The organism is Coleofasciculus sp., from assembly GCF_046565525.1.
Lineage (GTDB): Bacteria > Cyanobacteriota > Cyanobacteriia > Cyanobacteriales > Coleofasciculaceae > Coleofasciculus.
The window spans coordinates 32,296-45,012 of sequence record NZ_JBKHUP010000069.1 but is presented as its reverse complement, the minus strand read 5'-3'; the positions used below and the strand labels follow the sequence as shown (position 1 = coordinate 45,012).

Genomic DNA, 12,717 nt, shown 5'->3' with positions numbered 1-12,717 from the left:
TGCTTCTTAAACCGCTACCGCGCGTTCCTCTCCGGTCTGAAGACACGGAGTTTCCCGCAACGGAAGAGTTTTTATGATAATGCTACTTACTCTGGCTTAGCGTTGATTGATCAGATTCTTGATCGGAATCAAGTACGACAGGGCAGTAAATTCCCCGGGTAATTTGTGAACGTATGCCCAATTGCCTATCGCTTTCAGAAAAATTTCTCAATTTTCTTTATCTTTAAAACAAGCCTAATAGTTGACCCAACCCAACGATAGAGATTCGGAGAACACAATGAATATTGCCGTCGTAGGTTTAAGCCACAAAACAGCGCCAGTTGAAGTACGGGAAAAACTGAGCATTCCCGAAGCCCAACTAGAAGACGCCATGCAACAACTCTGTAGCTACCCCCATGTTGAAGAAGTGGCGATCCTCAGTACCTGCAATCGCCTGGAAATTTATATTGTGGCGAAGGAAACGGAAAAGGGTGTTCGTGAAGTCAGTCAGTTCCTTTCAGATAACTCTCATGTACCCTTGCATCAATTACGCCCCCATTTGTTCATTTTGTTACATCACGATGCAGTCATGCACTTGATGCGCGTTGCGGCGGGACTTGATAGTCTAGTCCTGGGCGAAGGGCAAATCTTATCTCAAGTGAAGCATACCCATAAAGTCGGTCAGCAATACAAGGGAATTGGACGCCTGCTTAACCGACTGTTTAAACAAGCGATTACCGCAGGTAAGCGAGTCCGCACTGAAACCAGCATTGGTACAGGGGCGGTTTCGATTAGTTCCGCTGCGGTGGAACTCGCCCAGATGGAAGTGCAAAACTTGGCGGCTTACCGAGTGGCAATTATCGGTGCTGGGAAGATGTCGCGTCTGCTGGTACAACACCTGCTTTCTAAAGGTGCTGAGTCAATCGCCATTATTAATCGCTCAACTCGACGCGCCCAAGAGTTGGCAAAGCAGTTTGAAAATGCTCAGTTAACGGTACATCCTCTATCTGAGATGATAGCGGTGATTACGCAGTCGGATATGGTGTTTACGAGTACCAGTGCGACAGAACCGATCCTGGATCGCGCTAAACTGGAAGTCCATCTTGTTCCCAGTCGCTCCTTAATGCTATTTGATATTTCCGTACCCCGTAATGTGGATGCCGATGTCAATGAACTCGAACAGGTTCAAGCCTTTAATGTGGACGACTTAAAAGCGGTGGTGGCGCAAAATACCGAAAGCCGCCGTCAGATGGCGATGGAAGCGGAAAGCTTACTGGAAGAAGAGGTGGAAGCATTTGAGGTTTGGTGGCGATCGCTCGAAACGGTGAGTACAATTAGTAGTCTGCGGGAGAAAGTCGAAAGTATCCGGGAGCAGGAGTTAGAAAAAGCCCTATCCCGGTTGGGTTCAGAGTTTGCCGATAAGCATCAAGAAATTATCGAAGCGCTGACACGGGGAATTGTGAATAAAATTCTCCATGATCCGATGGTGCAGTTAAGGGCGCAGCAGGATATTGAAGCCAGACGCCAAGCGATGCAGACGCTGCAAACGCTGTTTAATTTGGAGATTGAGGAGCAGTTTGGTTAAGCGTTAGTGCTGAAATTTTTCGGTTGGGTTTCGTTGTTTTGGTAGCTATTCCTTGAGGGGAATATCTATAGAAGGGGTACGGCAATGCCCATTGGTGTCAACTTAAAACTTTGTATAACTAGCGCTCAAAGTTTAGATCCCCCTAAATCCCCCATGGAACAAAAAGCGAAGCATCCTTTGGTTTCCCCCTTAAAAAGGGGGACGGAAGGGGGATCTAAAGGGGGACTTTGATTAATTTCTGGTTCCCCCCGTGCAACAAAAAGCTCCCGCATCCGCTGGCTTCCCCCATGGAACCAAAAGCGAAGCAACTTCTAATAGAGTTGGTAGAGACGTTCCGCCGGAACGTCTCTACAAAAGGGAAAATTTTGTCGTTTTTGTTACAGTTTTTTGGCTATTTTTGTATCTATTTTGATTACTGGACTGGCGCTCTAGGCAAACCCTGACAAAGTTTCAGATTGTGACCATCTGCAGTATACCCGTATGTTTACGATTCAAATGGAATCACTCTATTCTTGTCTTGGTAAACCTCAAGATTTATATAATTGATTGCCGCGATCGCACGTATTCAATCTTCTACATTGGCACTTAGCTGACTCGATACAAAATAGTGTAGAGAAATGGGGTTAAGGCATTTGTCTGTGATGATACAAATCCTACCCTCAAACTGGCTCAAGTCTGTAAGAAATGTATCCCTGTAGGGGCACGGCATTGCCGTGCCCTTACCAGGTGGGGGGTTCCCGATAATGCATCAAACACCAAGAGGCGTTTATAATAGTGCCATTATTTATAATATGGAATAATGCAAGAAAGCCTTTATTAGTCATAGCCGTATCGATAAACCTCAAGACTATGTTACGGCTCAACGGCAACAGTTACCAGAGCAGCCGGATTTGCCCCTAAAGACGGTGCAGATAGCGTTGTGGAATAAAGCCAAAACCGATGATGCGGCTGGGATGGCAGAGTTTCTGCTGCTACACGCAGGGCGACTGATACAGATAACCACCCAAGAGTCACCCTTGGAGGCGTTGCGAGCAGGCAGTATCACCAAAGCCTGGGCGCTGGCGGAGCAGTTTGATATTGAACGCTGTATCTTGTGGTATCTGCTGCTGGCGTGGGAGTTGGCAACAAATGACACCCAGGATACAGAGAAAATGGAGCAAGCGAGGGAAACCTTGGAGCGATTGCAGCAGAAGGATTTGCCCCGTTTATCAACATCTTGGATGAGCGATTGTGCTGTTTACTTACTGACGCATCTATTGACAGCGACAAAAGGGACGTTTAAGGCGCTCTCAAGGCTAATTTTAGATGATAATAGTCTCGCCAACCTGTGCCAGAACCTTGTCGAAGGGAGTGACTTCACCGCCGCCCTAGACACCGCTAAGCAAATTGAGGATTCATCCAAACGGGCATCGGCGCTCTTTGAGATTGCCAAAGCTCAGGCACAGGCAGAAAACTTCACCGCCGCCATCCGCACCGCTCAGCAAATTGAGGATTCCTACGAAGGGGTAAGGGCGCTTCTTGAGATTGGCAAAGCTCAGCCAACAGCAGAAAATTTCACCCCCGCCATCCGCACCGCTCAGCAAATTGAGGATTCCTACGAACGGGCAAGGGCGCTTCTTGAGATTGCCAAAACTCAGCCAACAGCAGAAAATTTCACCGCCGCCATCCGCACCCCTAAGCAAATTGAGGATTCATCCAAACGGGCATGGGCGCTGGTTGAGATTGCCAAAGCACAGGTAAAAGCCATAAGCATTGAACAGGCACTTTTAACCGCCGAGAAAATTCTCATCAACCGCAATCAACACCTTCCCGATATCGCGGCTGCCTTTGTCGAGACAGGCGATAAAGAAAACTTCAAACATCTGTTAATTCCCTGTGCCTACTACCTAGATGCGGCCTATAAAATGTGTGGACATCTCGCCAAACTCTATCCCACTCAAGCAACAGATATCGCCAAGATTATCAATAACTTTACCTTAAGTTCACCCTAAAAACTGGAGATGAGGGTGAGAGGGGAGCGGTGTAGAGACGTGCCATGGCACGTCTGGAAGATGAAGGAGATGGGGGTTTCAAACAGTAGGGGTTTGGTTCCCAAACCCCTTTAGGGTGGAAATGCTGTTCAATGGCTCCGCCTCCCAAAGGCATTCCCTTCTCAGACCTGGGAACGAGAATGCGAGAATGTCTAGGTGTGCCACGCCACTACAAATAACTGATTTTCATGGAAAGTTAGACATCTGCATCGGGGCGGGTTTAGTCACATCCCTTGTGCAACCGAAAAGATAGTAGTGAAACCCGCCCCGGAAAGACGCGCCATGCCCTCTTTCCGAAGCAGGCGGACTTTAGTTTGTGTAGGTGCGATTTCAATCGCCATGGCAAAAGGGGGTTCCTTGGTATGAGTATGATAATAGGGGAGATTTATGGGTTAATCGATTAGACGATTGAAACAACGATTGGATACCTTATTAGTAGACCTTAACTTATGCGAATCCCGGCAACAGGCACAGCGGTTGATTCGGGCGGGAGAAGTGCGGGTCAATCAGCAGCTTGTCGATAAACCCGGAACTGAAATAGAGACAACCGCCGAGATTAAAATTGCTCAGAAATCCCCTTATGTTTCTAGAGGTGGGGAAAAGTTAGCTAAAGCCTTAGACGAGTTTGGCATTGCTGTCGAAGGACGTATTTGCTTAGATGGGGGTATTTCCACCGGCGGCTTTACCGACTGCTTACTGCAAAGGGGGGCAGAACGGGTTTATGGTGTTGATGTGGGGTATGGACAAGTGGCTTGGAGATTGCGAAATGATCACCGGGTGATTTTGAAAGAACGCACAAATTTACGCTATCTAGAACCTGCTGATTTATATGGAGAATCTCTTGAAGTAGACAAAGAAGACAAGGAGGGGATTTATCCAGATTTAGGGGTTGTAGATGTGTCGTTCATTTCCCTGACGAAAATCCTGAAAGCCTTATGGAATCTGCTGCAAGCGCCGCGTGAGGTGGTGTTGCTGGTGAAGCCACAGTTTGAAGTGGGACGAGAACGGGTTGGCAAAAAGGGCGTTGTGCGCGATCCTAAGGATCAGGCTGGCGCGATCGCACAAGTTTTACCAACCGCTCAGGATTTAGGCTGGCTCTATCAAGGCTTAACTTGGTCTCCCATAACCGGTCCTGCAGGTAATATTGAATATCTACTCTGGCTCAGAATGGATAGTCAAATTCAGAGTCCTGATGTAAGCGAAATTCAATACCTCACTCAATTAGCTACCGCTTACTTTCAAAAGAAACAGTGAACTACCTACATCAAATCGGAAGATTAAAATTCCCTGGGTTCGTAGTCGCAACAGTTATCACAAGGACCTGAGGGATTAACCGCGCAGCGGATATAAGCCGAACGAGCATTAAATCGACAGGTAATATCACCGATTAAATAACCAACGCCTTCGAGATAATACTGATCAGGCGGTAATGGATTTCTTGGTAGTACCCTAGCCGTTGATGCTTGAATAGAATTTCTTAACCTAATTTGCGCCTGTTCCTTAGCTCGGTGCATCACCCAGATGGAAAGCACTGGGGGGGTCAAACCCAAGACAAACACTATAATTGTCTCTAACATGCTTTTTTCCTCCAGGGTGACTCTACTGGCTCAATGGTTCGGTCATTTAAGTGTAATTTGAGTATGACACCGCTATGCCCTAACTCTCGTCTCTCAGGTAATCGCCCAACCCTATAGAACCACTCTAGCTTGTCTCGTGATAACCAATTTATAAGCTTTCCCAAAAAAAAAGCAAGGTTGAATTAGCCTTGCCCTTTTTGAGAAATGATCTTAAAAAACCACCTACCTCACCATCTGATAGACTGAATCTTCGATTCGCTCATGAATTTCCGGTATCAAATCAAAACCGCGTACAATTTCCCTCATCCGCACCTGTTTAGCTTGGAGCGCTGTTTGTAGCAGTTTCATGGCTTCTTTTGGCTTACCACACCCGCAAAAAAACAAATCAGCGGCAAAATAGCCATGTTCGGGCCAGGTATGGATAGCAATATGAGACTCCGCCAATGTCGCTGTCGCCGTTACTCCGTGGGGACTAAACTGGTGTACACATAAATCAATGAGAGTTCCTTCTCCAACAGAAATCGCATCAATCAAGGCGCGGCGAATTCCTTCAGGATCATTGAGAAGGTCTTCAGGCGCTTCCCATGCGTCAACGACCAGATGAGTTCCCACTTGTTTCATTCTACTCGATCTACTCCACCCAATAAGATTTCAAAGACTCTATTTATAGCATAGAGTTAATTCAGTCCTCAACTCATTAGAGATTTAACCCGATTCAGTGTCAAAGGTACTCTCTTGTTCCATGGCACGCCGATGGCTCCGAATGTACCAACCCCCCAACAGGCTCAAAAGGTTGAACCTAGGCATGACCACAGACTTTTGACGAGACGTTTGACTTCTCAGGTAGTGGTAACTAGTCAATACAACTAAGCTACCCCCTCTAACTCCATCTATTGATTAGACTAACAAATAAATTATCCTCTAGAGGGAATAACTCAGAACTTGGGGGTACTTGAAGTCGATTCGATGACGCCAAATAATTTAGCCTTAAAGCCCATATCACAGTTTAATTATAACATTATCCATCTTCAGAATGAAATGTGAAACTAAAAAATGAGAAAATGAGCCGTAGATTTTCCGGGAGTCAATTATTTGATTTTTGTGACTCCGTTTGGGATTCAACTTTTGTAGATGCTGTCACATCGAACACCACTTTAAATGTTCGTCCAATCTTAGTTTTGATTAAATCTTCCAATAGTGTCACATCTTGAGGTGTGATTGGCTCTACCGAGCGAACAACAACTGTAATAGAAGGGGGATGATAATTCCAATCAAATTGGTGATATAGAGCAGAAAAGCTCCTTGAGTATATCCCCACTCTGCCTGGGAGAGTGTAAGTCCAACTACGCAAAGCGGCGGCATAAGGGCAACCGCGATCGCTGTACCTGGAACAGCATCACCAATCTCTGGACGAATTTTTGCGTAACCACTCACTCCGCCGGCGACTAAAGCAATTAAAAGATCAATAAGATTGGGTTGAGTTCTGGATAAAACTTGCTCTTTAAACTCAGGAATACTGATAATTGTGCCAACTATCCATGAACAAGCAATCCCCAGCATTGTTCCGGAAAAAATAGAAATAGAACTTCGCCATAGCAGTTTCAAATCTCCTTCTAATGTAGCAAATGAAAATCCCCGCAGTGGCATCATCAAGGGGGCAATAATCATCGCACCAATGATTACAGCAGCACTATTCAAGAGTAACCCAAATGAAGCAATTAAACAGGAGCTAACAATCAGCACTAAATAGTTTTGAGTTAGCTTTGAATCTTTCAAGAGGGATTCTCTGAGCTGAATAATAGGAATAGCTTTTAGTCCCACATCTTTGAATAGTTGCCAGGTTTGGCTCGCTGTATGAGACACCTTCTTGGGATCTTGCATGGGTTTAGCCAGGATAATCAGAAGCCTTGAACGGAATTATATCTCCAGATTATAGCATTACTTTTGCTGGTCTATGGATGCTAACGGATGCAACCCACCCTAAAGCTAAGCGGCTACAATCCAAGATTTTAAATGGGTGGCTCCATCTGATCTGAAACTTGCTCAATAACCTGCTAATATCAGTTTTAGGTCTTATCTGACTCAATGGCGACCTAATAATAGTGGATGCCAGGTTTTGCTAACCAGAAAACTGCGATGACTTCTATATTTTCACCGATTCAAAAACTCCTAATCACATGGCTGCTGCTTTTAGTCACAGGTTGGCTGACGCTGAGTGGGCTGAGTTATGTGGGGGAAATCATTAGTATTTTGCTCACGGCGTCTCTGATTGCGTTTTTGCTCAACTATGCCGTTGGGGGACTGCGACCTTTCTTACCTCGGACAGTGGCGGCGATTTTGGTTTATTTAGTTGCTGCCATTTTTGTTGTATTCATTGCCTTAACGCTAGCACCACCTGTATTTAACCAAGGACGGCAATTAGTGACTCGGTTTCCCGAATTGCTGGAACAAGGACAACAGCAATTGGTGGACTTTCAAGCTTGGAGTATTGAGCATAATTTGCCGTTTGACGTGCGGATTTTCGGCTCTCAACTGTTGGCACGTATCCAAGCTCAAGCCGAAGCGATCGCGTCAACGGGTTTGGGCTTGGTTGTGGGGACATTTAACTGGTTTATCGACTTAATTTTAGTCCTAGTTCTTTCATTTTACATGCTCATTGATGGTGAGCGACTATGGCGTGGTCTTACCAGTATTTTTTCTGCCAAAATCCGTGATAGCTTAACTCAAGCACTGCGACGCAATCTTCAGCGGTTTGTATCCGGTCAACTCTTACTAGGGTTGTTTATGGCAACAACTTTAACCTTAGGCTTTCGTGTATTACAAGTGCCATTTTTTCTGCTGTTTGCTGTTTTTATCGGCTTCATGGAGATTATTCCCTTTGTCGGCGCCACTCTGGGAATTGCTACCGTAGTCATTGTCGTCGCGTTTATTGATTGGTGGCTAGCCTTGGAAGTCTTGGGAGTATCTGTCGCCTTGCAACAGGTCAAAGATAATATAATTGCGCCCCGAATTATGGGCAACTTAACCGGTTTATCGCCTGTGATTATTCTAACGTCTTTGTTGTTGGGGGCTAAAATTGGCGGAATCTTGGGCGTCATTCTGGCGATTCCGGTGACGGGGGTAGTGAAAAGTTTGGCGGAAATTGTCCTTGACCCCACCTTACCGCCTCAGACGGGAGACTTTTTCTCCAATCCTTTGAACGAAACAAAATCCCAGACTACTCTGGCTGTCGCTTCTGATACCGATGCTGATTCTGACATTTCTTGTCAAGACGCTCAGGAAGTAGAACGATAACTATGGATACCTTAACCTATTTAGAGTGAACAACCCCTATACTAACGGGGTCAAGATAGGATCTCAGCATTAAACCATGTCCTACGAGCGAGAAAAACAGATCGCCATCCAAGCTGTAACGGCTGCGGCTCAATTATGTGAACAAGTTCGTCGGGAACAGGGTTCCTTAACCCTAACCAAACCCGATCGCTCTCCGGTAACTGTGGCTGATTTTGGCACACAAGCGGTTATATGTCGGGTATTAGCCGAGGCGTTTCCTGGTGATCCAGTTGTTGGAGAGGAAAACTCTAGCTTATTGCGACAACCTGCCATGACTCAACAGTTGACAGGTGTCACCCATTATGTTAAGTCTCAGATTGCTGAAGCGACACCGGAAACCGTTATCACCTGGATTGATCGGGGTACGGGTCAAGTCGCGAATCGCTATTGGACACTTGATCCGATTGATGGGACAAAAGGTTATGTCCGGGGTGACAATTACGCGATCGCCTTAGCGTTAATTGAAGCGGGTGAGGTGAAACTGGGGGTGTTAGGATGTCCAGCTATCCCGATTCATCCCAACCAACCCGTGAGCGATCGCGGCGTTCTATTTGTCGGAGTAAAAGGACAAGGGACAACCCTGATACCCCTAGGCGGAGGTCAACCTCAGACGATCCGGGTCAATGAATGCGATCGCATCGAATCTCTACGATTAGTCCAAAGCGTAGAATCCTCTCATGGAAACCCCGAATTGGAAGCGGCTATCACTCAATCCCTTGGTTTTATCAACCCTTCCCTACAGATTGATTCCATGGTAAAATACGGCATCATTGCTAGAGGAGAAGCCGATCTCTACATCCGCTTACCGTTTCCCCTAGAGTCGTCAAAACGGCAAAATATATGGGATCATGCAGCGGGTGTAGTTGTCCTGGAGGAAGCCGGGGGACGAGTCAGTGATATGCATGGTAAAGCTCTAGATTTTGCCTGTGGAACTAAGCTTTTCAACAATCAGGGGATTATTGCCAGTAATAGGGCGATTCATGATGCGGTGTTAGCCGCCATAGCCCAGCAAATTGAAGCCTCTGAGACATCCAAATCGATACCCTAGTGCATGACAAATGGTGGAATAGATGTTAGGTTTTTTCGGGCGTTCGCCAATGCTGAACCGACGCCCTAACGCCCGAGTGTTTCCCTCGCCTTTTCCCGCAGGCTGGCAGCTTTTTCATGATCCGGTTCGAGTTGCAGGGCTTTATCCAGAGAAGGAATCGCTTCCGTGGTGCGCCCTAACGCCATCAGCGCCTCACCACGAATTGCCCAAGCGTCGGCGGAGTTACGCTCCAGTTCAATGGCTTTATCTAACGCTTGAACTGCCTCAGCGGAACGTCCCACCCCTTGTAGTGCTATGCCATAGCGAATCCAACCTCGGGCAAAATTTGGATAGTATTCACTTACCTGTTCATAAAGTTGCAGCGCATCTATGATCTGGTTTTGTTGCCGTAGGGCATCGGCTTTGCTAACTAAGGCTTCGGCATAATTGGATTGGTAGGCGAGGGCGTCATTACAGGCGACTAAGGCAAGTTCTGGTTGTCCTAATTCATTGAGACTGTAGCAACGTCCCCAATAGGCAGGGGCTAAGTCGGATTGGAGTGCGAGGGCTTGATTGTAAACCTCAATCGCTTCCTCATAGTCTCCAGCTTTTCTTAAGTCTTCTGCTTCAGAGAGCAAGGATTCGGCGGTAGGTTCAGGGGTTGGCGAGGGAGTGGGAGTGGGAGTGGGAGTTGGGGTTGGGCTTTCCACCGGGACATCCTCAACTTGAGACTGATGGTTCAATTGAGAGGGGAGTAGAATCAGGGTAATGGCAACCGTGGAACTAACCGCGATCGCGATCGCGAAGATTGTCCAAGGCTGCATCAACCATTGGCGAAATCCGTAGGTTCTAGAGGCTGTTGACACCGTTGCAGTTGGTTCAAACTCCTGGGGTTGACTTAGGGATACGGTGACATCAGTCCGCCCCTGATTTGGCTGAGAGGTTTGGGTGCGTGCTGTTTCTTGTGTCTGGCTAGAGGATGATTCGCTATTCGACTCTTGGACTTCAATCAGAGTCGATTCCGTTGGTGTCGCCTCCCACGCCCGCGTCTCGGCTGAATCAGGGGGGAAATTTCGGCTCTCCCGATCCGTCGGTGCTTGTGGATCAACCAGGGGTGGCAATTCAGGCTCAGGTGCTAAAGGTGGGGGGGGTGACGCCGACTCCAATAATGTCGTGGGTAAACTCTGGAATGCCAACAGGGCTTCTTCTGCTGTCCCGTAGCGATCGCGAAAATCATAGCGTACCATCTTATCCAGAATTTCCCCAAATTCTGAGCTAATCTGCTTGGCATATTGCCGCCAGTTTAGTTCACCCGTCTCCGAGTCTTCTCTAAGATGCTTCGGCTGAATCCCCGTTAATAACTGAATCCCAATAATACCCACGGCATAAACATCACTACTATAGCGAGGTTTCCCGGCTAATTGTTCATTGGGCATATACCCCTTTGTGCCGATAGAAATGGTCACATTTGTCAGTCCCGTTTCCGGAGGGAGCGACTCACATCTGACTTGTTTCACTGCGCCAAAATCAATCAGCACGATTCTGCCATCACAGGCGCGGCGCATCAAATTGGCTGGCTTGATGTCACGGTGAATCACATTCTGTTCATGGACAAATGCCAGTACCTGCAACATATCTTGCAGGAGAGATAGCACGTTTTCCTGTGACCACGGCACAGAGGTTTCTATCTCCTTACTTAGGGGTTGCCCTTGAATATATTCCTGAGCCAGATAAAATTCGTGATTTTCCTCAAAATGAGCCAAAAGCCGGGGAATCTGTTCATGATTACCCAGTCGATAGAGGACTTGAGCTTCTGTTTGGAAAAGGCGTCTCGCCGTTTGCAAGCTCTCCTCATCACTCACTTGAGGTTTTAATTTTTTCACTACACATTGGGGATGACCGGGCAAATGCATATCCCGCGCCAAGAAGGTTTGACCAAACCCTCCGACCCCTAGTTTTTCGATAACGTGATAGCGTCCGCCTAGAGGTTTATTGTCCCAAGCGTCTTGAGAACCTGACACCATCGTTTTTGTCAGCGCCCCTGTTGAATTTTTCTTCATCACTAGACAAGTCCAGAAATTACAGGTCAACCCCAAGATTCAAAGGGTTTTTGACTAATTTTCAGACAAGTCTAATTAGTAATCGCATGGATAACAGCACCCCACTCACTTGTCTTATTATTCATCAGGCAATTGAACATGAGTTCATTTTTATTTTTTCCCAGAGGGGAGCAAATTCACCGACGAGAGTTTGCCGCAGAATCAGCACCCCTTTTTTCTCTGCAATAATAACCTTGACCGATAACTGTTGTTCGATCAGTTTGAGGTTATTTCACTCCTGCTTACCCGACAGGTTTATCGAAACACTGTATGTTAGAGTCTGTTCACCTGACTCCGGGGAGTCCGATGTCCACCATGTTAATTATAGATGGGATACTCACTCTCTAACAAAACAGCGCTTGATATAAGTACAGCAAAGCGTAAATTTAGCAACCCAGCAAACAAGCTGAACCTCTGATGACAAAAGACTTTTGAGTTTTAGGTTTATACAGCTATAGTCGGCTACATCAGGAACAGTAGTTTTGAGGTCAATGGAAACGGTACTCGTGCCAGATCAACCCCAGTTTGTCACCGAACTCTGTTGAGTCGCTTTCCTCGCTTTGTTGCCTGTACCTACCTTACCTAAAATAGGCTTATCCTTCAATGATGCCAATCTCAGTCGTTTCTCTGTCTGGTCTGGGCGTCAACGCTAATGTTGGATTGAATTATATTACCAATTTACTTTTCGCATTTGGGGCATTTTATTTGTGGTAGGGAAAAATCAGCCGCTAATTACCCGTCGCCGCTTTCTGGTTACCTCAGCCTTAACCAGTGGCGGATTGATGAGTGCCAACTTATTATCCAAATCAGGATACGATCAGAGTAATGCACCTGGGATGATCACCTCAGAAAAAATGCGTCCACAGATCCCGTATGGGGTGGCTAGTGGCGACGTGAGTAGTGAGCATGGAGTGATTTGGAGCAAGAGCGATCGCGCCAGCCAGATGATTGTAGACTATGATACCAGCGCATCCTTCCGTAACCCGCAACGGGTGATCGGACAGTTCGGTGGGTTGAAACCCAAGGCGGTTGGTGAGACTGGTGCAAGATGTGAGTTAAAAGGAGATTAGCGGTCTTATCAAACTAA

Annotated in this window: 10 protein-coding genes; 6 read left to right on the top strand and 4 right to left on the bottom strand. The window is 46.7% G+C overall.

Features of this window, described 5'->3' with window-relative positions; translation table 11 throughout:
• Positions 1–277 precede the first annotated feature (277 nt).
• The 3 genes from ACLGGO_RS23065 (at position 278) to ACLGGO_RS23055 (ending at position 4,848) form a co-directional block, all read left to right on the top strand.
• Positions 278–1,564, top strand: coding sequence for a glutamyl-tRNA reductase (locus ACLGGO_RS23065; RefSeq protein WP_446421059.1), 1,287 nt, complete (start codon positions 278–280; stop codon positions 1,562–1,564).
• 890 nt (positions 1,565–2,454) lie between these two features.
• Positions 2,455–3,555, top strand: coding sequence for a tetratricopeptide repeat protein (locus tag ACLGGO_RS23060; RefSeq protein ID WP_446421058.1), 1,101 nt, complete (start codon positions 2,455–2,457; stop codon positions 3,553–3,555).
• Positions 3,556–4,002: 447 nt separating this feature from the next.
• On the top strand, positions 4,003–4,848 hold the full coding sequence (locus tag ACLGGO_RS23055; protein ID WP_446336725.1) for a TlyA family RNA methyltransferase: 846 nt from the start codon (positions 4,003–4,005) through the stop codon (positions 4,846–4,848).
• Between the two features lie 23 nt (positions 4,849–4,871).
• Here ACLGGO_RS23055 and ACLGGO_RS23050 read toward each other — a convergent pair whose 3' ends face one another.
• From ACLGGO_RS23050 to ACLGGO_RS23040, 3 genes are all read right to left on the bottom strand, one after another.
• Positions 4,872–5,171 carry a DUF6464 family protein gene (locus tag ACLGGO_RS23050; RefSeq protein WP_446336726.1) on the bottom strand — a complete coding sequence of 100 codons (300 nt, stop codon included), beginning with the start codon at positions 5,169–5,171 and terminating at the stop codon, positions 4,872–4,874.
• 222 nt (positions 5,172–5,393) lie between these two features.
• Positions 5,394–5,792, bottom strand: a complete 399-nt coding sequence (gene speD, locus ACLGGO_RS23045; RefSeq protein WP_446336727.1) for an adenosylmethionine decarboxylase — start codon at positions 5,790–5,792, stop codon at positions 5,394–5,396.
• A 603-nt stretch (positions 5,793–6,395) separates the two neighbouring features.
• A complete protein-coding gene (locus tag ACLGGO_RS23040; RefSeq protein WP_446421057.1) occupies positions 6,396–7,052 on the bottom strand; it encodes a DUF389 domain-containing protein in 657 nt (218 codons plus the stop codon).
• Between the two features lie 255 nt (positions 7,053–7,307).
• Here ACLGGO_RS23040 and ACLGGO_RS23035 point away from each other — a divergent pair, with 255 nt between their 5' ends.
• A complete protein-coding gene (locus tag ACLGGO_RS23035; RefSeq protein WP_446421056.1) occupies positions 7,308–8,465 on the top strand; it encodes an AI-2E family transporter in 1,158 nt (385 codons plus the stop codon).
• Positions 8,466–8,541: 76 nt separating this feature from the next.
• Complete coding sequence (locus ACLGGO_RS23030) at positions 8,542–9,552, top strand: 3'(2'),5'-bisphosphate nucleotidase (protein ID WP_446421055.1); 1,011 nt, start codon at positions 8,542–8,544, stop codon at positions 9,550–9,552.
• Positions 9,553–9,617: 65 nt separating this feature from the next.
• Here ACLGGO_RS23030 and ACLGGO_RS23025 read toward each other — a convergent pair whose 3' ends face one another.
• Positions 9,618–11,591, bottom strand: coding sequence for a protein kinase domain-containing protein (locus tag ACLGGO_RS23025; RefSeq protein WP_446421054.1), 1,974 nt, complete (start codon positions 11,589–11,591; stop codon positions 9,618–9,620).
• A gap of 746 nt (positions 11,592–12,337) precedes the next feature.
• Here ACLGGO_RS23025 and ACLGGO_RS23020 point away from each other — a divergent pair.
• Positions 12,338–12,700 (top strand): hypothetical protein, encoded by a 363-nt coding sequence (locus ACLGGO_RS23020; RefSeq protein ID WP_446421053.1) that lies wholly within the window; start codon positions 12,338–12,340, stop codon positions 12,698–12,700.
• Positions 12,701–12,717 lie beyond the last annotated feature (17 nt).